At 68.3% G+C, this 21,805-nt stretch carries 20 protein-coding genes; 10 read left to right on the forward strand and 10 right to left on the reverse strand.

Annotated elements, in window-relative coordinates:
• Window positions 1-1,089 (forward strand): hypothetical protein (locus tag D7V97_RS13860; protein WP_120611105.1); only part of this gene is annotated, 1,089 nt, incomplete at its 5' end.
• A gap of 53 nt (window positions 1,090-1,142) precedes the next feature.
• On the opposite strand, the gene D7V97_RS13865 is transcribed toward D7V97_RS13860, so the two are convergent.
• The 3 genes from D7V97_RS13865 to D7V97_RS13875 all read right to left on the reverse strand — a co-directional run bounded on the left by D7V97_RS13865 (window position 1,143) and on the right by D7V97_RS13875 (window position 2,826).
• Window positions 1,143-1,409 carry a hypothetical protein gene (locus D7V97_RS13865; RefSeq protein WP_233582765.1) on the reverse strand — a complete coding sequence of 89 codons (267 nt, stop codon included), beginning with the start codon at window positions 1,407-1,409 and terminating at the stop codon, window positions 1,143-1,145.
• A 94-nt stretch (window positions 1,410-1,503) separates the two neighbouring features.
• A complete protein-coding gene (locus D7V97_RS13870) occupies window positions 1,504-1,767 on the reverse strand; it encodes a hypothetical protein (RefSeq protein ID WP_120611106.1) in 264 nt (87 codons plus the stop codon).
• A gap of 219 nt (window positions 1,768-1,986) precedes the next feature.
• Window positions 1,987-2,826 carry a hypothetical protein gene (locus D7V97_RS13875; protein ID WP_120611107.1) on the reverse strand — a complete coding sequence of 280 codons (840 nt, stop codon included), beginning with the start codon at window positions 2,824-2,826 and terminating at the stop codon, window positions 1,987-1,989.
• Between the two features lie 279 nt (window positions 2,827-3,105).
• On the opposite strand from D7V97_RS13875, the gene D7V97_RS13880 reads away from it, so the two are divergent.
• From D7V97_RS13880 to D7V97_RS13900, 6 genes are all read left to right on the forward strand, one after another.
• Window positions 3,106-3,807: a glycoside hydrolase family 16 protein gene (locus D7V97_RS13880; protein WP_233582766.1), complete on the forward strand. Its 702-nt coding sequence runs from the start codon at window positions 3,106-3,108 to the stop codon at window positions 3,805-3,807.
• Window positions 3,808-3,942: 135 nt separating this feature from the next.
• Window positions 3,943-4,680, forward strand: a complete 738-nt coding sequence (locus D7V97_RS13885) for a putative metal-binding motif-containing protein (protein WP_120611109.1) — start codon at window positions 3,943-3,945, stop codon at window positions 4,678-4,680.
• Between the two features lie 345 nt (window positions 4,681-5,025).
• Entirely contained in the window at window positions 5,026-6,252 is a 1,227-nt protein-coding gene (locus D7V97_RS13890) for a serine hydrolase (RefSeq protein WP_120611110.1), read from the forward strand.
• Between the two features lie 51 nt (window positions 6,253-6,303).
• Window positions 6,304-7,341: an oxygenase MpaB family protein gene (locus D7V97_RS13895; protein ID WP_120611111.1), complete on the forward strand. Its 1,038-nt coding sequence runs from the start codon at window positions 6,304-6,306 to the stop codon at window positions 7,339-7,341.
• Window positions 7,342-7,613: 272 nt separating this feature from the next.
• The gene (locus D7V97_RS46490; protein ID WP_255424800.1) at window positions 7,614-7,736 is read left to right on the forward strand and encodes a hypothetical protein; all 123 of its coding nucleotides are present in this window, start codon (window positions 7,614-7,616) and stop codon (window positions 7,734-7,736) included.
• Window positions 7,737-7,983: 247 nt separating this feature from the next.
• Window positions 7,984-9,117 (forward strand): TIGR03118 family protein, encoded by a 1,134-nt coding sequence (locus D7V97_RS13900; RefSeq protein ID WP_233582768.1) that lies wholly within the window; start codon window positions 7,984-7,986, stop codon window positions 9,115-9,117.
• A gap of 85 nt (window positions 9,118-9,202) precedes the next feature.
• Here the strand turns inward: D7V97_RS13900 and D7V97_RS13905 are convergent, their stop codons facing one another.
• Window positions 9,203-10,345: an LOG family protein gene (locus D7V97_RS13905; RefSeq protein WP_120611124.1), complete on the reverse strand. Its 1,143-nt coding sequence runs from the start codon at window positions 10,343-10,345 to the stop codon at window positions 9,203-9,205.
• A 116-nt stretch (window positions 10,346-10,461) separates the two neighbouring features.
• Between D7V97_RS13905 and D7V97_RS13910 the strand changes: the two genes are divergently transcribed.
• Together D7V97_RS13910 and D7V97_RS13915 are read left to right on the forward strand one after the other, a co-directional pair.
• A complete protein-coding gene (locus D7V97_RS13910) occupies window positions 10,462-10,869 on the forward strand; it encodes a DUF2141 domain-containing protein (RefSeq protein WP_199728799.1) in 408 nt (135 codons plus the stop codon).
• Window positions 10,870-10,880: 11 nt separating this feature from the next.
• Window positions 10,881-12,335, forward strand: coding sequence for a carotenoid oxygenase family protein (locus D7V97_RS13915; RefSeq protein ID WP_120611114.1), 1,455 nt, complete (start codon window positions 10,881-10,883; stop codon window positions 12,333-12,335).
• 20 nt (window positions 12,336-12,355) lie between these two features.
• On the opposite strand, the gene D7V97_RS13920 is transcribed toward D7V97_RS13915, so the two are convergent.
• Together D7V97_RS13920 and D7V97_RS13925 are read right to left on the reverse strand one after the other, a co-directional pair.
• A complete protein-coding gene (locus tag D7V97_RS13920) occupies window positions 12,356-13,081 on the reverse strand; it encodes a sterol desaturase family protein (RefSeq protein ID WP_120611125.1) in 726 nt (241 codons plus the stop codon).
• Window positions 13,082-13,193: 112 nt separating this feature from the next.
• Complete coding sequence (locus D7V97_RS13925) at window positions 13,194-14,459, reverse strand: P1 family peptidase (protein WP_120611115.1); 1,266 nt, start codon at window positions 14,457-14,459, stop codon at window positions 13,194-13,196.
• A gap of 130 nt (window positions 14,460-14,589) precedes the next feature.
• Between D7V97_RS13925 and D7V97_RS13930 the strand changes: the two genes are divergently transcribed.
• Window positions 14,590-15,882 (forward strand): glycosyltransferase, encoded by a 1,293-nt coding sequence (locus D7V97_RS13930; RefSeq protein WP_199728800.1) that lies wholly within the window; start codon window positions 14,590-14,592, stop codon window positions 15,880-15,882.
• Between the two features lie 93 nt (window positions 15,883-15,975).
• Here the strand turns inward: D7V97_RS13930 and D7V97_RS13935 are convergent, their stop codons facing one another.
• The 4 genes from D7V97_RS13935 to D7V97_RS13950 form a co-directional block, all read right to left on the reverse strand.
• Window positions 15,976-16,698, reverse strand: coding sequence for an outer membrane beta-barrel protein (locus D7V97_RS13935; RefSeq protein ID WP_120611117.1), 723 nt, complete (start codon window positions 16,696-16,698; stop codon window positions 15,976-15,978).
• Between the two features lie 124 nt (window positions 16,699-16,822).
• On the reverse strand, window positions 16,823-18,043 hold the full coding sequence (locus D7V97_RS13940; RefSeq protein WP_120611118.1) for an acetate/propionate family kinase: 1,221 nt from the start codon (window positions 18,041-18,043) through the stop codon (window positions 16,823-16,825).
• Between the two features lie 13 nt (window positions 18,044-18,056).
• Window positions 18,057-20,525, reverse strand: a complete 2,469-nt coding sequence (locus D7V97_RS13945) for a phosphoketolase (RefSeq protein WP_199728801.1) — start codon at window positions 20,523-20,525, stop codon at window positions 18,057-18,059.
• Window positions 20,526-20,538: 13 nt separating this feature from the next.
• Complete coding sequence (locus D7V97_RS13950; protein ID WP_120611120.1) at window positions 20,539-21,603, reverse strand: class I fructose-bisphosphate aldolase; 1,065 nt, start codon at window positions 21,601-21,603, stop codon at window positions 20,539-20,541.
• Window positions 21,604-21,805: the final 202 nt, after the last annotated feature.

Raw genomic sequence — 21,805 nt, forward strand, 5'->3', positions numbered from 1 at the left:
CTCCCCTCCCAGCCCGCCGAGGGCGCGCCGTCCAACCCGCGCGTCCTGTTGGATCAGGCGTGGCTGCGCTTCGACCTGATGCGCACGGTGTTCTTCACCGTGGGCAAGCAGCACGTGAAGTGGGGCACGGGGCAGATCTGGAACCCCACCGACTTCCTGTCCCCCCAGCGCAAGAACCCGCTGGCCTTCGTGGACCTGCGCACCGGCGTGTCCATGTTGAAGCTGCACCTGCCCTGGGAGTCGCGCGGCTGGAACTTCTACGCCATCGCCGTGACGGACGACCTGGGCACCGACGCGGGCGCCGTCGTCGACCCCACCGGGGGCCCGGCGCGCCCTGGCGGCGATGATCCCGTCAACCGGCTGAGTCGCATTGGCGCGGCGCTGCGCGCGGAGGTGGTGGTGGGCCCGGCGGAGGTGGGCGTCAGCGCCGTGGCCCAGCGAGGCCGCAAGCCCCGCTTCGGCCTGGACCTGTCCTCCGCCCTGGGCCCCATCGACGTCTACGGCGAGCTGGCCCTGAAGAAGGGCACGGATCAGCCCCTGTACCGGCTGCCGGAGGGCACCACGCTGGAGGACATCCTCCAGAACGGCATCCAGGTGGAGGCGTACATCCCCGGGGGCCTCACGCCCCAGGTGACGGGCGGCGCCAACTACAGCTTCCCCTATGGGCAGAACGACCTGGCCGTGGTGGGCGTGGAGTACTTCTACAACTCGACGGGCTACACGAGCTCCGTGGGCTACCCGTACCTGATTGCGCAGGGCGCGTTCCAGCCGCTGTACGTCGGCCGCCACTACGGCGCGGCGTACCTCTTCCTGAACCAGCCCTTCGACTGGGACCACACGGCCTTCAACTTCTTCACGCTGGGCAACCTGTCCGACAGCTCCTACACGAGCCGGCTCAACATGACGTACCGCGCGCTCACCTACCTCACGGTGGAGGCGTTCGGCGCCGTGCACTACGGGCACAAGGGCGGAGAGCTGCGGCTCGGCTTCTCCGTGCCCGACGTCACCGTCAACGGCCAGGAGATCCCGGGGTTCACCCTGGCCGCGCCCACCTTCGAGCTGGGGGTCGGTCTGCGCCTCAGCCTCTGACGCACGGGCTGCGTCAGGCCCTCCTCAGGGAAGGCCTGACGCAGCGCTTCAGGTCAGCACGAATAGATGTATTCGACGTAGGGCCCCGACTTGTTGCCCCAGTTGTACAACCCACCGCAGTAGCACCCCCACTGACCGATCAGGTCCGTATGGGCGGCGTCGCGGTAGTAGTTGCGCAGGTCATCCGGGCTGACGGAGCAGTCGGGAAGCGGGGCCTCCTGCGTCGCCAGGTCCGGGGCCTCCTCCTGCTCCATAGGCCCGCCACATCCCACCGACATCAACGCCGTCGCCAACAGACCACCGATAAGGCTCGTTCGCATGCGACCTCCGTGAGGGGGACTTCACCAGTCATCTCCAAGCACTGTCTTCCTTGGAAATGCCGCACCGGAGCCTAGCGCATGACCACCCCATGACCTACGCCCTGCTGACCTTGAGCACCCGGGCGATGAGGCCCGCGTCCGTCACCCGCTCGTAGCTCAGGGGCTTCCCGACCTCCGCGCGGTAGCGGAAGACCGTGAAGGGCCCCTTGTCCTCGCTGGCGTGCTCCGGCACGAGCACCGCGAAGCTCTCCGCGTCCACGCCCACCGCATCGATGCAGCGCAGCCGCGCCAGCCCTTCGATGCCCGTCAACAGCGGGATGCCGTTGAAGCCGAGCGCGTGCTGGATCTGATCCTCCACGTCCGCGAGCTGCGAGTTGGGGGCGCAGAAGGTCTGCAGGAAGGTGCGCGCCTATTCGAAGGCGGGTGCCTTCTTGAGGGCGTCCATCCGCGCCCGGAGTCGTTCAAAGGCCGCGCTTGCCTTGGGGTCGGCGGTCATGGGGTCTTGTTACCGGGGAAGGCGGTCAATACCACCACCTGCGGCGGGGTGCCGTCGAGCAGGCGGTCTATCCACACGGCCTCAAGCAGCAGGCTTCGAATTGGAATGGTCACCCGCCTTGCCCAGCAGGTAGCCGCCGTGGCTGATGGCGAGGAGCGCGACGAAGCCCTGCGATAGCGGCGGCAGGCTTCCTGTCTTGCCCGCCATGACAGCCATGGCGACGTCCACGAAGTAGCTCACCCCAGCGATGAGCGTGAAGTAGAACATCTGCACCTTGGCGAGGTCGACGTAGGCGGTGTTGCCGACCTCGTCCCCCTGGAACAGGTCTGCGACGCGGGCGTCCTGGAGGCTCTTGTTCGCGTAGAGCGTGCCGTGGCGGTTCTGCGCGATGTCCTGCATGTCTTCGGACAACTGGGCCGACGTGTTGCGCACCAGCTTCTCGTCTGGCGTGCGCGTGCGCTTGCCGCTGAGAATGAGCGGCGTGCCCAGCAGCGAGGTCGTGGAGATGCCCATCGCCAGCCAGAGCTCCTGGGGAATGGTGATGTCCACCGAGTTGGGCGTGCCTGCCTTCACGCGGGAGATGGCCATGGTCAGGTAGCCGCCCATCACGAGCACCGTCCACATGACGGCCTGGACACGCGAGAGGCTCATGAGGTTGCGCTCGTTGACGAGCACTCCGAAGGGGGTGCCCGAGATCGTCTGTCCAAGCACGAAGAGGAACATCGCCAGTGCGCCGGTGGTCGCGACGTAGCTCCAGCCGGGAGCCACGAACCAGGAGGTGGCGAGCACCACCAGCGGCAGCGCGCCCGTGAGAAAGACGAGGCGGCTGTTGACTGTGTGTGGAATGGAAATGACCGCGGTGTCCGCAGGATTCCGTTCACCGACGGCGACAGCGGTTGCGACAGCCGGATTCTGATCCATGACTTCTCCCCCCGCAAGTGGAGGTCATGCTAACGACTTGTCTGTCACTCCGATCTCTGGGGACTGCCAACTTCGAAGGCAGGACAATCGCTCAGACTCCGGGGCTATTGCGGCACGGCGAACACTTCTTCAAGCCACTCACTCCCGTGGGATGGGGGCCCTGTGTTCCAGTGTTGTGGCGGGAGGGGGCGCGGCCGCCCGGCCGGGAATGTTCACTTTTCCCCCCTCCTCGAACCGGGGTCATCCATGCGCAGCTCACCTGTACTGGGTATCGCTCTCTTGTCCTGCCTTGCCTTCGCGCAATTCGCGGAGGCGAGGAGCGTCTCCTTCTCTGGCTATCAATGGGAGGTGCGCACCGGTCAGGGCGGCCCGGGTCCCAATGCCTGGGACGATCGCAACGTCTGGGTCGACGCGAGCGGCTACCTCCATCTGAAGATTGCCTGGCGTGACGGACGCTGGACGACGGCGGAGGTCTACATGCCGCAGCAGCGGCTGGGTTTTGGCACGTACCAGTTCAAGGTGATTGGCCGGCCGGACCTCTTCGACGACAACGTGGTGCTGGGCCTGTTCAACTACACGCGCCCCGACGTGGGCCCGGACGGCACGAATGAAATCGACCTCGAGTTCGCGAAGTGGGGCGGCAGTCAGTCCCAGATGGGCAACTGGGCGGTGTACCCGGCGGTGACGGGTGTCCCCTACTCCCATCAGGCCTATCCCATCAGCCTCGGAGGGACCTACTCCACCCACCGCTTCCAGTGGTCGTCACGGCAGGTCTACTTCCAGGCCCTGCACGGCCACCAGGACGGCAACGTCAACCAGATGGCCAGCTGGCTCTTCAATCCCCCGGACTCCGTGCAGCGCATCCCCCAGAGCCCCCTGCCCGTCCACATGAACTTCTGGCTCTTCCAGGGACGCGCGCCCAAGAACGGTCAGGAGGTCGAGATCGTGATCGCGGAGTTCAAGTTCATCCCCGCCCCTTGAACGTCAGGCGCGGGTCCCGCGAGCGGAGCACCACCGCCATCCCCCCAGCGAATCCGCAACGCTTGCTCAACGATGCCACCAGGTCCGCCGTGACGCGAACCTTCCACCCACCAGGACTCGGACGGCGACCTCCACGTGTACCTGTCCACCAGCGAGCAGCGCTGCGCGGCTCCAGCCGCCGACTACATCGAGGAGCCGCAGCTCAAGGGCACCGAGTGCGAGTCCGCGCCGAGCGCACCGTCCGACAACGACGCCACCGTCTATCTCGACGCCCCCGAGACGTGCGACGGCCAGGACAACAACTGCTCCGGCAGCGCGGATGACGCCATCAACGCCTCCACCTGGTACCGCGACGTGGACGGGGACAACTACGGCAACGAGAGCGTCGTCCTCGTGCGCTGCGCCCAACCCGCCGGCTACGTGGCCACCGGCCGCGACTGCAATGACACCGCGGCGAACGTGAACCCGGGCAGGAGCGAGCTCTGCGAGCCGGGCTCCGCCCAGGTGGACAACGATTGCGACGGCGACGCCAACGACGTGGATCCGAGCGTGGATGTGTCCATGGGCGGCGCGCCGCTGTGGTACGGCGACGGGGACCGGGACGGCCACCCGGGCAGCACCTTCCAGCTGCGCTGGTGCACCAACCCCACCGACCTCAATGACGCGTCGGGCAGGCCGGTGGTCCGCGGCGCCTACCTCTCCGGCCCGCCGGACGACTGCAACGACTCCAGCAGCGGCGCCTTCGTGGTGGAGACCTGGTACGAGGACGTCGACAACAACGGCTGCGGCAACCCGAACCGATCCGTCCAGTCCTGCGGTCGGCCGGGCTGCGCCATCAGCTACGTCCGCACCTCCGGCGCCGGCTGCCTCTGAGCGCGGGACAGCCCCGCTGACACGATGACCCGGGGGACAGGCGTTCGCGCCTGTCCCCCGTTGCTTTCAACGGGCCCCTGGAGAAGAGCCGGCGCGGCCGTGTCGATCCCGCCCGGCCCCAATCGTCGCCCTGACGAAGAACCCACTGGCGCCCGAGCGAGAGGACCCAACGAGGAGTTCACCCCCGAGATGCGCGCGCGGGAGGACAAGCTCCGCCTCGAACTCGAGCAGCGGAACAACAAGGCGTAGCTCCGCCATTCCATCCTCCGGGTGACACCGCCGGAAGGCCCCGGTGTTCCACCTGCCGTCCGGCACCGCCGGTCCTCATCACCCTGGAGATGGAACATGGCTGTCCTGAACCGCGGACTGCGGCTGGGCATGGCGTTGCTCACGAGCGTCATGGCCCCCGCATGCGGCCCCGCCGACAACACCCTGGAAGTGAGCGAACTGGAGGCGGGCGAGCTGGGATTGGAAGCAGGCCCGCGTCTGCCTCCGCTCAATCGCGAAGCCCTGCGCCAGGCCATCGCGGGCGTGCCGGATGCGCAGGTGACCGGTGCCCAGGTGCGGATCAGCGGCGCGGATGGACGCTGGCTGGGCACGTCCGGCGTGGCGGACATCCAGACCGGAGCCCCGGTGCGCACGGACGCGCGCTTCCGCATCGGCAGCATGACCAAGACCTTCACGGCCACGGTCGTGCTCCAGCTCGCCGCGGAGCGCCGGGTGGACCTGGACCGGCCCGTCCAGGACTACCTGCCGCGCCTCCTCCCCGCCGGTGTCTACGCGCCCATCACCGTGCGGCAGCTGCTCAATCACACCCACGGCCTGCCTGGCGTGCCGGTGCCGCAGAAGGACCCTGCGTGGTTCTTCGAGAACCGGTTCCGCCGCTACAGCCCCCGGGAGCTGCTCTCGCTGGCGCTTCCCGCGGGACCCCGGTTCAACCCGGGCGACGCACAGGACTACGGGAACGTTGGCTACATCGTCGCCGGGCTGCTCATCGAACAGGTGACGGGACGGCCCTACGGAGACGCGGTGCGGGACCGCATCCTGCGGCCGCTGCACCTGCGGGACACCTTCGTGCCCGGCAACGAGGTGTCCATTCCGGGCCCGCATACCCGTGGCTACGAGTCCGTGGAGCCGGAAGGCGCGGGCTGTCCCTCCGGAGCCACTGCCTACGGGACGCTGTGCCTGGTGGACGTCACCGACGCCAGCCAGTCCGTCCCCTGGGCGGCGGGAGAGATGATCTCCACCACGGCCGATCTGGATCGCTTCCTCGTCGCGCTCTTCCAGGGCCGACTGGTGCCGCGCGCGCAGTTGGAGGAGATGTTCACCGTCCCGGACGTGCCCTCCGTGGATGGCGGTCGCGCCACCTACAGCGCGGGGCTCAACCGCATCGACTTCAACGGGTTCACGCTGTGGGGCAAGAGCGGCGACCGGCACGGCTACAACAACGGGATGGGCGCCACGCGGGACCTGCGCCGGCGCATCGTCTATTCGGTCAACACGCTCCACATGGGGAAGGAGCCGCCCTCCATCACCATGCGCATCGTGGCGGCGGCCCTGGACGTGCCCTAGCGAGGTGGCGCGAAACACCTGCCCGAAGGGTGTGGTAGTGCTTTCCGGCTCATGAAACAGGCCGCAGAGGGTCCGGGATGGCGACAGCTGCCTCCGGAAGTGCAGCAGCAGATCAGTCAGGACAGCGAGCACTTCCGCAAGTGTCTCGCCTACCTGCGGGAGCGCTCGGCAGGCGAGCTCGAGGGCTTCTACGGCCCCGACAGCATGACCTGGGTGATCTATCGCGAACCGGTGATCCTCCTCGGGGGACTGCGGGCCATCCTGCTGCAGATCGCCCATCCGGCAGTGGCCGTCGGCGTGTCCCAGAACAGCAACTTCCGGGGTGACCTGCTCGGCCGTGCGCGACGCACCTATACGGCGATGTACCAGCTCGTCTTCGGTGGCCTCCGCGAGGCGATGGGGGCCGCGAAGCGGGTCCACAGCCTCCACAGTCGTGTCAACGGCCCGCTGCCGGCCGGGGCGGGCCCACAGGGCGACGGACGCTACCGAGCGAACGACCCGCTGCTCCTCCGCTGGGTGCTCGCTACCCTCTTCGACGGCGCCATCGTGGTCTTCGAGACCTTCGTGCGGCCGCTCAGCCTTGAGGAGAAGCGCCGTTTCTATGAGGAGTCGCGGCTCGCCGCGGCGCAGTTCGGGCTCCTGCCGGAGCAGATGCCACCCACGCTGGAGTCCTTCTACGCGTGGTATCACGCGCAACTGGAGGGAGAGACGCTGCGTGTGGGAGACACCGCGCGCGAGCTGGCGGGCCTGCTCTTCAACTCACCGTTCACCCGGGGGCAGCTCGATGAGGTGCTCACCGCCGGCCTTCTGCCGCCGCGCTGGCGCGAGGCGTACGGTCTGGCCTGGGGACCGGGACAGCAGCGCGCGTGGAAGCTCCTGAAGGGCACGATGCGCCGGGCCATCAACCTCACCCCGCCCACGCTCCGCTGCGTCACGGCCTGGCATCAGGCGCAGATGCGGCTGGCCCTGGCGCGTGGAGAGCGGCCGACGGTCATGGCCCGGGTGCTGAACACCCTCGACTCCTACGTCGACGTGCCGTTCAGCATCCGGCCGGTGGCGATGAAGGCCCCAGCGGGCGACAAGGATTAGGACGCATCGCCAGTCCGCCGCTTCAAAGTAGAGGAGCGCTTGCATCTGGCTCGTCAGGACGAGCGTGCCGACCCGCTTCTGCCCGCGCTTCGCGGCGTCGTAGGCGGCCGTCCGCCACGCCATGCCCTTGCGCAGGTGCTCGAGCACCGCGTGCGACGACCCCCGGCCGCGATACCTGCGGGGATGCGCATACCGCGGACGTGGAAGATCGATAGAAGGGAGCCCCTCCACCCGAAGAGCCCTCGCGATGCCCCATCCCGACCCCGCCGTGATTGCCCTATGCCCGCGCGCGTTCGGACTGCGGTGCGGGAGAGGAGCTGGGCTTCATCGGGTATCCGCTCGCCGGTGGCGGTTACGACCGCACCACGGGCTGGTGCTACCCCGACGGCCTGTGAGCTGACGGACCCGGGCCCTTCGCGGTCCGGGGCTCGCTGAGGCCGTCGCGGCGCGCTTAGTCCCCCAGATGGAGTCCCGTGACCTGGGCACTCCTTTGCGCCGACTGTCAGGGCGGGTTGCCGCAACCCGGCCCCCCTCCCACGTTGCGGCCCGATGAGTGCGCGGCCTTCGCGTGCTCGGAGCCGAAGGGAAGCAACAATGAGGGTTTCATCCAAACATTCACGGCGTCTGTCATTGCGGGAAGGGGTGTTCGCCCTGGCGCTCACCACGGCACTGGTGCCGGAAGTGAGCGCAGCGGAGGACGCCACCTGGGGCACGTGCCATCCGCCCAACGCTTACATGCAGCGCAACCTCGTCTCCGACAATGGAGTGCCAGGAACGACCGTCGACCCGAACCTCGTCAATCCGTGGGGGATTGCCTTCAACCCGTTCGGCGCCGTCTGGATCTCCGACAACGAGGCAGGCGTCTCGACGCTCTACGACGGAAACGGGGTCATCCAGCCGCTCGTCGTCACCATCCCGTCGCCTCCGGGAGACACCGGCCCGGGCAGGCCCACCGGCATCGTCTTCAACGGCTCGCCCGGCTTTGTCGTCACGAATGGCACGACCTCCGCGCCTGGCCGCTTCATCTTCGTCACCGAGCAGGGCACCGTGGCGGCCTGGTCGCCCACCGTGGACCTGACCCATGCCCTGCTCGTGGTGGACAACTCCGCGAAGGACGCCATCTACAAGGGGCTCGCGCTGGCGGGCGATGGCACCGGGCTCTTCCTGTTCGCGACGGACTTCCACAACGGCAGGATTGACGTCTTCAACAGCAACTTCGCCCCTGTGAGCAGTCCCGGCGCCTTCCACGACCCGTTCCTGCCCGCGGGCTACGCGCCCTTCGGCATCCAGAACATCAACGGCAGCCTCTACGTGACGTACGCGAAGCAGGACGAGGACAAGGAGGACGACGTCGCCGGGAAGGGGTTCGGCTTCGTCAATGTCTTCGACGCGAGCGGGCAGTTCGTCCGCCGGCTCATCACGAGGGGCCGGCTGAATGCCCCGTGGGGTCTGGCCCTGGCGCCCGCCAGCTTCGGGAAGTTCAGCAACCACCTGCTGGTGGGCAACTTCGGCGATGGCCGCATCAACGCCTACGACCCCATCACCGGCCGCTTCAAGGGTCGGCTGGAGCGGCCCAACGGGAACGCGATTGAGATCGAAGGGCTGTGGGGGCTGAGCTTCGGCAACGGCCTGCTCGACCAGCCCACCGACACACTCTTCTTCACCTCCGGCCCGGATGACGAGGAGCACGGCCTGTATGGCCGCCTCGACGCAAGGCAGTGCCCCACGGCGGAGCTCGCCCCCGATACGAGCGAGCCGGAACCCGAGAGCGAGTGAGTCAGAGCACCGACGCCAGCGTCGCCGCCGCGGCCCGAAGCGCCGCGGCGGCCTGACGCCCGTGGGGAGGCAAAGGGAGCAATCGTCACGCGCCGGGTCGCGAGGAGTCGTAGTCCACCAGCGCCCGGATGACCTCCTCTTGCGAGTCCGTCAGCAGGAGGTAGCGCGCGTACTCCTGCCCCTGGGCGAGCTGCGTCAGCAGCGGGTACACGGGGCGCGTGCGCGTCCAGAACTCCGTGCCCAGGAAGATCATCGGGCTGATGACGCCCACGGAGTTGTAGTGGTTCTGGCACGCGTCCTGGAAGACTTCCTGGATGGTGCCCGCGCTGCCCGGCGCGTAGACGATCCCGCCGCGCGCGATGGTGAGCAGGCCGTCCTCGCGCACACTGTTGGCGAAGTACTTGGCGATGGACGTCGCGAACGGGTTGGGCGGCTCGTGCCCGTAGTGCCACGTGGGGATGCCCAGGCTGTCGCAGAAGGGCCTGTCTGCATCCTGGAGCGGAAACGCACCCCGCACCTCGAAGGCGCGCGCGAGCCACTCGCGGTCCGTGTAGCTGGGGGCCTTCGCGAGGAGGGCGAGCCCCGCGTCCAGCTCCGCCTCGGAGCGCCGGGCGAACCAGGCGCCCACGTGGGTGGCCTCCATGGCACCCGGCCCCCCACCACTCACCATGAAGAAGCCCCGCTGCGTCAGCTCGCGCGCCAGCGCCACCACCGCGCGGTAGTCCGGCTGGCCGCGCTTCATGGAGTGCCCGCCCATGATGGCCACCACCTTGCGCGTCCCGCCGCCCGCTTGGAGCAACTCCTCCATCGCATCGGTGACGGCATGGTCATGCAGCCGCTGCGACAGCATCTCCAGCAGCGTCGGTGGACTGCCCCGTCCATGGGCGGTCCAGTGCGCGTAGATGCGCGCGTCCAGCGTGTCGGCGTACGTCTCCGGCCGCGCCGGGTCGAAGCCGGCGTACAGCTCCTCCGGCGAGTAGAGGCTGCCGCGATAGGGCTGATAGGGCAGCCCGGAGATGGGCGGGAACACCAGGGCCCCGTGCGCGAGCGCCGCGCTCAGGGCCTCCATCTCCAGCTCACACCCCAGGAAGACGGTGCCCGCCAGCCCGGCGGTGACCAGCGCGGCGGTGTGGCGCCGCAGATCCAACCCCTGGATGACGACGTTGGAGAGGTGCGCTCCCGAGCGCAGGTGCCGCTCGAAGGCCTCGATGGTTTCAATCTCGGTCACACCGGGAGGATCCCACGCCTGCCCGAAAAGCGTCCACATATGACTTCAGGCACATGTGCCCCCCGGCAAGGCTCTTCATATTGCCTCGCATCACCCGCCGCACCCCGAGGCCCACCGTGAAGAGTCTTGTCGCCGCTGTCCTGCTGCTGGCCGCCAACGCCCACGCCGCCACGCTCACCCTGGACATCCAGGGCCTGACCAAGAAGACCGGCCACGTCCTCATCGCCGTGCACGCAGACGCGGCGTCGTTCAACGACAAGGGCAAGCCCGCGGCCGTGCGCACCGTGGAGGTGAAGGACTCGAAGCTGACCGTCAGCATCCCGGACCTCGCGCCGGGAACCTACGCCGTGAGCCTGTTCCACGACGCCAATGACAACAACAAGCTCGACACCAACTTCATCGGCATCCCCAAGGAGGGCTACGGCTTCAGCAACAACGTGGGCGCGCGCGGCAAGCCTGGCTTCGACGAGGCGAAGTTCACGCTGAGCGCCGACGGCACGACGCTCACCCTGACGGTGTTCTGAGGATTCACGCCATGGACCGCCGCACACTGTTGCAGGGGATGGGTGCCGCGCTGCTCACCGGCTGCGCCTCGGGCCCGCGTCCCGCCGCCGCGCCGACCGCGGCCCCTGACTGGAGCCTGGGCTGGCGGTCCGTGACGGTGGACGCGCTGGCGCCCGTGGAGGCGCGCGTGAAGGGTCGCTTCCCGGACGCGCTGCACGGCACGCTGTACCGCAATGGCCCCGCCCGCCTGGAGCGCGCGGGCCAGCGCGTGCGTCACTGGTTCGACGGCGACGGTATGGTGCAGGCGTTCCGCGTCGCACCGCGCGGCGTCTCGCACCACGGGCGCTTCGTGTCGACCTTCAAGTTCCAGAACGAAGAGCGACTGGGCCACTACGCGCTGGGCACCCCGGAGCTGCCCGCGCGCGGCAACGATGCCCACAACACGTCCAACACGTCGGTGCTCATGGTGGGTGGCGAGCTGCTCGCACTCTGGGAGGCGGGCTCCGCGTACCGGCTGGACCCGGCGACGCTCGAGACGCGCGGCACGAAGGACTGGACCCCGGAGCTGACCGGCGTGCCCTTCTCCGCGCATCCGCTGCCAGAGCGCGACGGCAGCTACTGGAACTTCGGCCTCGCACCGTACGCGGGCGACCAGGGCCTGATGCTGCTGTACCACTTCAGCGCCGACGGGCGGATGCTCCAGTTCGCGGACCTGCCCATGCCCATCCCCGGCTATGCGCACGCCTTCGCGCAGACGGAGCGTCACCTCATCGTGGTGCTCGCGCCGCTGCTGTGGGACGACAAGCGCGACATGACGTGGTTCGACGCGAAGTCCTGGCAGCCAGCGCTGGGCACGACGGTGCTCGTGGTGGAGAAGGCGGACCTGACCCGCGTGGTCCGGCGGGAGCTGCCCGCCGGCTTCGTCTTCCACTTCGGCCACGCGTGGGAGGACGGAGACCGGCTGCGCGCGTATGCCTGCTGGTATGAGGACTCGCACTTCATGCACCAGACGCTGGAGCAGGACATCCAGGGCCGGGGGAATGGCTTCCCACCGGCGCGGCTGGCACAGCTGGAGATTCCGCTGGGCGCGGGAGAGGGTCGCATCCTCCGCAGCCCCCATCACGCGGAGTTCCCGGTCGTGGACCCGCGCGTCCCGGGCCGACGCGGGAGCGCGCACTTCGTCACGCTCGAGGACGGGGACGCGACGCTCCCCCACGGCGGCGTCATCGCGCGCATCGACGTCGAGCGCGGCAGGGTGCAGCGCTTCGACTACGGCCCGGGCGTCATCGCCGAGGAGCACCTCTTCGTGCCCACGGGGTCGCGGGAGGGCCAGGGCTGGCTGCTGGGCACGTCACTGGACTGCACGCGCGGCCAGACGCGCCTGGCGGCCTTCGACGCGGAGCACCTCGATGATGGGCCCGTGGCGCTCGCCACGCTGCCACGCGCGCTGCCACTGGGCTTTCACGGCACGTTCCTGAAGGGGTGAGAGGCAGCCCCGTCCGCGATTCATTGATCCGGTCGGTGCACATCCCGGAAAGCAAGCATGGCGCCCAGCCGCAGCTCCCGCTCCGTGTCGAAGCCACAGGTGGCGTCCCAGGTGGGCGGGTTCTCATACGTTCCGAACAGCATGTCCCAGAGCGGCAGGTCTCCGTAGTTGCCACGGTGCTTTCCCGCCTCGTGGTGGATGCGGTGCATCTCCGGCCGCTGGAAGAAGAACCCCACCCAGCGCGGCGTGCGCACGTTGGTGTGGTAGAAGAACTCGCCCAGCGCGGTGCAGGCCGTGTACACGGCGCCCGCCTCCGGGCTCAAGCCCAGCACGGTGAACACAAGCAAGGTGCCGATGATGGAGTTGACCACCATCTCCAGCGGGTGCTTGTAGAAGCTGGTGATGACCTCCAGTCGCTGGGGACTGTGGTGGATCTGGTGGAAGACACGCCAGAGCAGGTCGCTCTCGTGCCGCACGCGGTGCCACCAATAGAAGACGAAGGTGGCCACGACATAGGCAAGCACGCCCCCGGCCACGGGGTGCACGTACCGGGAGAGGTGGAACAGGGAGGACGCCGACAGCCACCGCTCCCACGTCACCCCCGCGAGCAGCACCACCGCCACCTGCACCAGGTTGATGCCTACCACGCGCAGGTGCCAGCCGCGCACCCGTGGCAGCGCCCAGCCACGGAAGAGGTGTTCCAGCAGGAAGCAGCCCGCGGCAATGGCAAGGAGGATGGGGAGCATGTCGTGCAACAGTACGCACGACCGTGCACGACATGCCCGCGCCATGAGTTGACACAGTCACCCGGAGCGCCCGGGCGAAGGCTTCTCAAGAATCTGATTGCGGGGGCCACCTTCACGGCGACGGCTTCGGCTTCGGGGCCGGAGGCAGCCTTCCGGCCTTGCGCAGGGCCTTCACCAGTCGGTCGTGGGGCAGGCCATACACCCGCGCGTCCTGGTTCCCGGTCATCGTGTCGGAGACGAGCATCGCGTTCAGGATGGCCTCCTGGGTGGCCTGCACCGTGGCCTCGAAGAGCGGGTTGAGCCGTTCGTTCTCGAGCATGGCGACCTGGGCGGAGGCGGCGCCGTCCACCGCCTGCGCGGGCTGGGTGGAGAACGCGAGGAAGATGTCCCCGGAGAAGTCCTCCCCCAGGCCACCCATCTTCCCGAGCGCGAGCGGCACCCGCCGGGCGACGCGGTCCAGCTGGTGCGGCAGGAGCGGCGCGTCCGTGGCCACCACCACGATGATGGAGCCCATCCCTTCCGGATGCGTGGGTTTGACGACGCCCGGCGTCGAGCAGGGCTTCAGCTGGAGGAAGAAGGGCCCCTTCGGAGGCTGCGAGCCCGTGTAGCAGGAGCGCAGGTCGGGAATCTCCTCGCCCACGGGAACCCCGGCGACGGAGAAGAGCCGCCGGCTGCCGTAGTTGCACTGCACCAGGACGCCGAGTGTGTAGCCCCCCTGCTCCGCCGGAAGCCTGCGCGAGGACGTGCCAATCCCTCCCTTGAATCCATGGCAGACCATGCCCGTCCCGCCACCCACGGAGCCCTCCGGCACGGGGCCCGGGCGAGCGGCGTCAATGGCTTGCATCGCGTGGGTGGGCCGCACGTGGAAGCCGTCGATGTCGTTCAGCAGGCCGTCCCAGGTCTCCGCCACCAGGGGCAGCCCCAGCTCCCAGGTCAGGTTCCGCTTCTGCGCCCAGGCAATCACGCCTTCATGCACGGCGCCCACGGCGTGCGTGTTGCTGATCATCACGGGCCCGAAGAGCAGGCCCGACTCCTTGACCCAGTGCGTGCCGGTCATCTCGCCGCTGCCATTCAGGGCGTAGGTCGCCGCGAACACGGGCTGCGCCACCGCGTCCCGGCCCCGGGGCAGCACGGCGGTGACGCCGGTCCGGACCCGCGGCGCACCGGGGGCGTCCCCACCGGAGATGAGCGTCGTATGGCCTACCTCCACGCCCTTCACGTCGGTGATGGCATTGAGCGCGCCCGGAGCTCCCCCGAAGGAGATGCCCAGGTCACTCGCGCGGGCCCGGGGCCGGGGAGCCTGGGCCGGGGCAGCGAAGGGCAGCAGCGCCAGAAGGCAGAGCAGGCCTGGAAGGAAGGCCGGGCGGACGGATTTCATGGGCCGGGATGTACACCACGCCGTGTGGGCAGGCGAGCGCCGCGGCCAGCCTGCTCGCGAGGGTACGAGCGCCTGTCCTGGACAGTGCACACGACTGACCGCGCCTCCGGGTCTGCCTAGGTTGATCGCGATGGAGGAAAAAATGCAAAGCCGACACATGATCTCGACCGTGGAAGACTACGAGCCCTTCATTGGCCAGCAAGCCGTTGAGCGGATCCTGGCCAAGGGGCGGCAACTCTCCGGACGCAGCATCGCCCACGTGAACTCGACCTATTTCGGTGGCGGTGTGGCGGAAATCCTCTCCTCGTTGACGCTGCTGATGCGCGCGTTGGGACTCGACGCCGAGTGGCGGGCCATCCAGGGCCCACCGGACTTCTTCAGCATCACGAAGAAGATGCACAACGCGCTTCAAGGCGAGCCCATCCGCCTCACCGACATCAAGAAGGAGATCTATGAGGACGTCGCGTTCCAGAACGCGATTCGAAACCGGTTCGACCATGACTTCGTCGTCGTGCACGACCCACAGCCGCTCCCGTTGGTGAGTTTTTCGCGAAAGCGCGGACCGTGGATCTGGCGCTGCCACGTCGACATGGCTCAGCCCAGCCGGGACATCTGGGAGTACCTCGCGGGGTACGTCGAGCAATACGACGCGATGATCGTGAGCGCGGACGAGTACCGCCAGCCCTGGCGCGTGCCGCAGCGCGTCTTCCAGCCGGCCATCGATCCCTTCAGCATCATCAACCGCGAGCTTCCGGAAGGAGAGGTGGAGCGGCGCCTCCGCCATTATGGCGTTCCGCTGGACCTCCCGCTGGTGGTCCAGGTGTCGCGGTTCGATCGCTGGAAGGACCCCCATGGCGTCATCCAGGCCTTCCAGATTGCCCGGCGGGTGAAGGACTGCACGCTCGTGCTCGTGGGCAACGTGGCCACCGATGACCCCGAAGGGCCGGCTGTCTATGAATCACTCCTGCGCGAGAAGGAGGAGCGGGTCCTCATCTTGAGCGGCGAGGACACGTCGTTCGTGAACGCGCTTCAGCGCCGCGCCGCGGTCGTGCTGCAGAAGTCCCTGCGCGAAGGTTTCGGTCTGACCGTCGCCGAGGCCATGTGGAAGCGGACGCCCGTCATCGGCGGCAACGTGGGCGGCATTCGCTACCAGATAGAGGACGGGGTGAACGGCTTCCTCGTTTCCTCGGTCGAGGAGACCGCGGATCGCATCGTGCGCCTGCTCTCCGACGAACGACTGCGACGCCGCATGGGCGAAGCGGCGCGCGAGACGGTGCGACAGCGCTTCTTGATGACCCGGTACCTCGAGCAGTACCTGGACTTGATGGACAGTTTCGAGACCCGCTACCTCTTGCGGCCCGCAACCCCGGGCCTGTCGACGCGGGAAGAAGCGGCCGAGCCGGAGATGCCCGCGACGCATTGATCATCGAACGTCGGCGCGGCGCCCCGAAGCGGGCGAGCTGGGAGTGGACGCCCGCGACCTGCCGGGCGTCCGTCTCCCGCCGCTCGCGCACCTTCAGTAACGGATGCCGAAGTTGACCGGGATGTACTGGCCGTCGGCCTTTTTCGAGCTGCCGTCCGGCAGGTCGACGCTGTCGCCGAAGATGTAGTGGTAGCGCCCCTCCACGTAGAGGCGGAGGTCCCCATAGATCCTGAGGGTGACGCCGACGCCGCCGCCGACCCCGAAGTCCGTGCTGCTGCGCGAGCCGAGGATCTCCGTCACCGGCACCACGTCCGTGCCGCAGTAGTACAGCCACGGGTCGCAGTACGGGACGGTCGCGACGCCTCCCAGCTGGGTCAGCTCCACCTTGCGGTGGTACAGGCCCGGCCCGGCGATGAAGTAGAAGCCGAGGGGGCTGTGGGGAATCACATTCCAGACAGCATTGAGGCTGCCGTATTGCATGTAGTGATTGCCGTCGACGCCACTCCCGGTGAGCACGTCGGCCTGGATGGAATAGCTGCTGTAGTAGTACTCCGCCATGAGGCCGAAATTCCTCAGGAACTGATAGCCGGCGCCCAGCTGGAAGCCGCCGCCCGTCTCGAAGCGCTCCCCCGCGTCGGAGATGGGGAAGGAGATGCCGCCGCCCACGTTGAACATGAAGTGCCGCGCGGGACCCTCGCTCTTCTGCGTGACGAAGCCCGCCGGAGCCGGGTCCATGCCAGACGTCGACTGGGCACGCGCGCCCCGAGGCACGGCCAGCGCCAGCAGGGCGAGGGGAACCAACGGGAGGAGTCGCATGAGGGCCGCCTTGTGAGTCAGGACTGCGTGGTGCCAGGAGCGTGGGGATGGGCCGCCTGTCCGCACACCGCCCCTCCGGGGAGGGGCGGACAGTCATGCGCTCACGCCCCGGCCCTGGCTCGAGTCACGCCTCGCGCACCGGACCTGTCGAGCGCAGCACGCGCCGGGTGTGGAGGGCGATCATCGCCTCCTCATCCGTGGGAATCACCCAGGCGGAGACGCGGCTGTCGGGCCTGGTGATGCGGGGACCGCCGCGAGCATTGGCCTCCTCATCCAGCTCCAGCCCGAGCCAGCTCGCGTCGCGACAGACCCGCGCGCGAATGGGCGCGGCGTGCTCGCCAATGCCGCCCGTGAACACCACGGCGTCCAGGCCGTGCAGGGCCGCCGCGAGCGAGCCAAGCTCGCGATGGATGCGGTAGACGAACAACTCCAGCGCCTCGGCGGCGGCGGCACTGGAGCCGCCAAGCAGCTCCCGCATGTCGCTGGATTCACCGGAGACACCCAGCAGGCCGGATTGTTCGTAGAGGAGCCGCTCCAGCGCGCGCGCGTCCATGCCGTGCCGGTCCATCAGGTAGAGGAGGACTCCAGGATCGATGGCACCGCAGCGGGTGCCCATCATGAGCCCATCCAGGGCGGTGAGGCCCATGGTCGTCGCCACACTGCGTCCCCGGAGCAGCGCGCACATGCTCGCGCCGTTCCCGAGGTGGGCCACCACCGTGCGTCCTTCGGCGGCCCCAGGCGCCGTGCGCGGCAGCATGGAGGCGATGTACTCGTAGGAGAGTCCATGGAATCCGTAGCGGCGGATGCCCTCCTCGGCATACCGGCGAGGCAGGGCGAAAGCCTGGGCCACGGGCGGCTGGGTGCGGTGGAACGCGGTATCGAAGCATGCGACCTGCGGCAGCGCTGGCGCCGTCCGCGTGACGGCCCGGATCGCTTCCACGCAGTGGGGCTGGTGCAACGGCGCCAGCGGGATGAGCGCTTCCAGCTCCGCCAGGGTCGCCCCGTCGATGATGGCGGGCCCGGAGAAGCGCATGCCGCCATGGACCACACGGTGGCCGGTGGCCGCGATCCGGTGCCCGCCGAGGACGCCCTCTCGGCCCCAGGCGAACAGGAAGTCGGTGGCGCCCGTGTACCCGAGCTGCGTTCCGGGCGCCCAATCCCTCTCACCGACGACGGCGCCGTCCGCGTGCGCGACGAACCGCGGACGGGTCGACAGCTCCTCGAAGGCCCCCCGCAACAAGAGGCGGAGGGGCTCCTCATCCAGGAAGACGGAGAACTTCAGGCTCGAAGAACCGGCGTTGAGTACGAGCAGCGCGTCTCCCGTTTCGAACGTCCGCCGAGCCATGCGTGAGCCCCTCTCAGTCCGGCCAGGTCCAGTCGGAGATTTCAGGACGATCCCTGCCGTGCGCGTGCGCGTAGGCCAGGTTGTCGAGGAGGGCGTTCTTCATCTCTTCCTTCAGGTGCCCTGCCTTCGCCTGCATCCCCTGCACGCGATCGATGACGTCGATGACCAGGTGGAAGCGGGACGTCTCGTTCAGGATCGCCAGCTCGAAGGGCGTGTTGATGTTGCCCTTCTCCCGGTAGCCATGCACGTGCAGGTCTTCGTGGTTGATGAAACGATAGGCGAGCTTGTGGATGAGCGAGGCATAGCCGTGGAAGCTGAAGATGATCGGCTTGCCCCGCGGGAACAGGCTTTCGATTTCCCGTTGGGTGGACCCGTGCGGGTGATCCGCCGACGACTGCAGCTTGAACAGGTCGACGATGTTGACGAAGCGCAGCTTCAGGTTCGGTGCGCGCTCGCGCAGGATGGAGGCGGCGGCCAGGGCCTCCTGCGTCGCGACGTCGCCGCAGCTGGCCATGATGACATCCGGCTCCGCGTCCACGTCCGTGCTGGCCCTCTTCCAGATGCCCATCCCCTTGGCGCAGTGGGCGATGGCCTCGTCCATGCTGGTGAACTGCAGGTGCTTCTGCTTGTCCGCGACGATGACGTTGACGCAGTCGGTGCTGCGCAGGCACTGGTCCGCCACCACCAGCAGCGTGTTGGCATCTGGCGGCAGGTAGATGCGGGTGACGGAGCCGGACTTGTTGGTCACCAGGTCGATGAACCCCGGGTCCTGATGTGAGAACCCGTTGTGGTCCTGACGCCACACCGTCGAGGAGAGCAGGATGTTCTCCGAGGCGACGGGCGCCCGCCAGCTCACGTGGTTCTTGCTGATGTCCAACCACTTGGCGTGCTGGTTGAACATGGAGTCGATGACGTGGGCAAACGCCTCATACGTGTGGAACAGGCCGTGGCGCCCCGTGAGCAGATACCCTTCGAGCCAGCCGAGCAGCGTGTGCTCCGACAGCATCTCCATGACGCGGCCGTCCCGCGCGAGCTCGCCCCCGTCGGCGTCCTCCGGCAACAGGGTGGCCATCCAGGTCTTCTTGCTCACCTTGTAGATGTCCTGGAGCCGGTTCGAGGCGGTCTCGTCCGGGCCGAAGACGCGGAAGTTCGTCGGGTTGTCGCGCATGACGTCGCGCAGGAACTCCCCGAGGGGCTTCGTGTTCTCATGCAGCGTGGTGCCGCGCTGGCCGACCTTGACCGCATAGTCGCGGAAGTCAGGCAGCTTGAGCGCCTTGCGAAGCAGGCCGCCGTTGGCGTGGAGGTTCGCGCTCATCCGCCGGGCCCCCTTGGGTGCAAGCGCCCTGACCTCCGGATTCAGCCTCCCCTGCGCGTCGAACAGCTCCTCGGGCCGGTAGCTGCGCATCCAGTCCTCGAGCGCCTTCAGGTGCGACGGGTTGTCCCGCACGTCGCCGAAGGGGACCTGGTGTGAGCGCCAGGAGCCCTCCAGCTTGTGCCCATCCAGCTCCTTGGGGCCAGTCCAGCCCTTGGGCGAGCGCAGGACGATCATGGGCCAGCGCGGACGCGTCGGGGTGTCCGTCTGCCGTGCCGTCTTCTGCAGGGCCTTGATCTCCTCGACGGCGCGCTCCAGGGTCTCCGCCATCTTCTGGTGCATCTGGGTCGGGTCGCTGCCCTCGACGAAGTAGGGCTTGTAGCCGTAGCCGACGAACAGGGCCTCGAGCTCTTCCTGGCTGATGCGGGAGAGGATGGTCGGGTTGGCGATCTTGTACCCGTTGAGGTTCAGGATGGGCAGCACGGCGCCGTCCCGCACGGGGTTGAGGAACTTGTTCGAGTGCCACGCCGTCGCGAGCGGCCCGGTCTCCGCTTCGCCGTCACCCACGACGCAGGCGACGATGAGGTCGGGGTTGTCGAACGCCATGCCGTACGCGTGGGAGAGGCTGTAGCCCAGCTCGCCGCCTTCATGGATGGAGCCCGGCGTCTCCGGGGTGACGTGGCTGCCGATGTGGCCTGGGAAGGAGAACTGCTTGAAGAACTTCTGCATCCCCTCCGCGTCCATGCTCTTGTCCGGATAGACCTCCGAGTAGGTGCCCTCCAGATACGCCGGCCCGAGCACGCCCGGAGCGCCGTGGCCCGGCCCGGCCACGAAGATGACGTCGAGGCCCTGTTCGACGATGAGCCGGTTCAGATGGACCCAGGTGAACGAGAGCGCCGGGCTCGCGCCCCAGTGGCCCAGCAGCCGGTGCTTCACGTCCGCCGGCACCAGGGGCCTGTGCAGCAGTGGGTTGTCCTGGAGGTAGATCATCCCCACCGCGAGGTAGTTGCACGCGCGCCAGTACGCGTTCATCAACTCCACTTCCCTGACGGTGAGCGGTCCCTCCCCCTGGGGCCGATCCCTGCCCGGCGCGGAGGGCCCCTGGCCACGCTCCCTGGCGGACAACGGCGACGCCGACTCGGATGCTTCCGTCCCTATTGGATGTGCCATGACATTCCTCCCATCAGTGTGGAGCGTGAGGTGTGGAGTCGGGTGGGGCGAAGCCCGCTTCGCCCTCCATGTCGCCGCTGTATCTGCCCAGGGCCGCCGCGCTGTCGCACCACGCGCGGTGGTGGAACACCTGCTGGGCGGCAGGCACGCGCTCACGCTGGCCCCTCCAGACTTCGAGCGCCTCGTCCTGCAGCGCGCGTCCGTAGGAGAAGCTCAGCGTCCAGGGCTTCGGGCCGTCCAGCATGTTGATGGCGTTGAGGTGCTCGGTGGCCAGGACGTGGTCCTGTCCGCCGGACAGGAAGACGACCCCGGGAACCGCGGGCGGAACATGGCGCGTCAGGACGCGCAACGTCGCCTCCGCCACCTCCTCCACCGGGGCCTGCCTCGCGCTCCCCTGACCCGCGGTGACCATGTTCGGCTTGAGCAACATCCCTTCCAGGGACACCCGCGCATCGAAGAGCTCGTTGAAGACCGCTTGCAGCACGCGCCCCGTCACGTCCTCACATCGCTCGAGCGCGTGCGCTCCCTCCATCAGGACCTCAGGCTCCACGATGGGCACCAGGCCCTGCTCCTGGCAGAGGGCGGCGTAACGCGCGAGCGCGTGCGCATTCGCGTGGATGCACTTCGCGGTCGGCAGCCCGTCGCGGATGATGAAGACCGCGCGCCACTTGGCGAAGCGCGCACCCAGCTCGCGGTACTCCTCAAGCCGGTCGCGGAGCCCGTCCAGCCCTTCAGCGACGAACTCTCCCGGCGCGCCGGCCAGGGGGTGGACGCCAGTGTCGACCTTGATGCCGGGGATGATGCCCCGGCCCGCCAGCAGCTCAATCAGCGGGATGCCTGTCGAACTGTCCTGCCGGATCGTCTCATCCTGCAGGATGACACCGCCGATGAACGCGGTGAGGCCGGGCGTACTGAAGAGCATCTCGCGGTAGGCGCGGCGGCTGTCCGCGGTCGACTCGATGGCGCGCGCGGTCAGGCGCTTCGTGATCGTGGAGACCGTCTCGTCCGCCGCCAGGATGCCCTTTCCGTCAGCGATGATTGCTCGCGCGGTTTCGTCGAGCCCTGGAATCGTCGGCATGTGTTCCTCCCATCCTTCGGAAGAGAACCTGCGGGTGCCCCGATGCGCCGACAACTGGCGGGGGGGCGCTCGGCAATGGGCCTGCCTTGGAGCGCCGGGAAGGATGTGCTGTCCCCATCGCGATGCCATCTTGACCCTGAAACCAGCCGTCACTGGCAATGCCCGGCGTGCGGTTGCGGCAGCGAGCGAGCGGGCGCTGGAG

The sequence above is a fragment of the Corallococcus sp. CA053C genome (genome assembly GCF_003611675.1).
Taxonomy (GTDB): domain Bacteria; phylum Myxococcota; class Myxococcia; order Myxococcales; family Myxococcaceae; genus Corallococcus.

Bases quoted from the DNA above. Each gene is read 5' to 3' on its own strand.
- D7V97_RS13890 (WP_120611110.1), top strand. From the start codon at position 5,026: ATGGCTGTCCTGAACCGCGGACTGCGGCTGGGCATGGCGTTGCTCACG.
- D7V97_RS13865 (WP_233582765.1), bottom strand. From the start codon at position 1,409: ATGCGAACGAGCCTTATCGGTGGTCTGTTGGCGACGGCGTTGATGTCG.
- D7V97_RS13945 (WP_199728801.1), bottom strand. From the start codon at position 20,525: ATGGCACATCCAATAGGGACGGAAGCATCCGAGTCGGCGTCGCCGTTG.
- D7V97_RS13930 (WP_199728800.1), top strand. From the start codon at position 14,590: ATGGAGGAAAAAATGCAAAGCCGACACATGATCTCGACCGTGGAAGAC.
- D7V97_RS13940 (WP_120611118.1), bottom strand. From the start codon at position 18,043: ATGGCTCGGCGGACGTTCGAAACGGGAGACGCGCTGCTCGTACTCAAC.
- D7V97_RS13875 (WP_120611107.1), bottom strand. From the start codon at position 2,826: ATGGATCAGAATCCGGCTGTCGCAACCGCTGTCGCCGTCGGTGAACGG.
- D7V97_RS13935 (WP_120611117.1), bottom strand. From the start codon at position 16,698: ATGCGACTCCTCCCGTTGGTTCCCCTCGCCCTGCTGGCGCTGGCCGTG.
- D7V97_RS13925 (WP_120611115.1), bottom strand. From the start codon at position 14,459: ATGAAATCCGTCCGCCCGGCCTTCCTTCCAGGCCTGCTCTGCCTTCTG.
- D7V97_RS13895 (WP_120611111.1), top strand. From the start codon at position 6,304: ATGAAACAGGCCGCAGAGGGTCCGGGATGGCGACAGCTGCCTCCGGAA.
- D7V97_RS13920 (WP_120611125.1), bottom strand. From the start codon at position 13,081: ATGCTCCCCATCCTCCTTGCCATTGCCGCGGGCTGCTTCCTGCTGGAA.
- D7V97_RS13915 (WP_120611114.1), top strand. From the start codon at position 10,881: ATGGACCGCCGCACACTGTTGCAGGGGATGGGTGCCGCGCTGCTCACC.
- D7V97_RS13950 (WP_120611120.1), bottom strand. From the start codon at position 21,603: ATGCCGACGATTCCAGGGCTCGACGAAACCGCGCGAGCAATCATCGCT.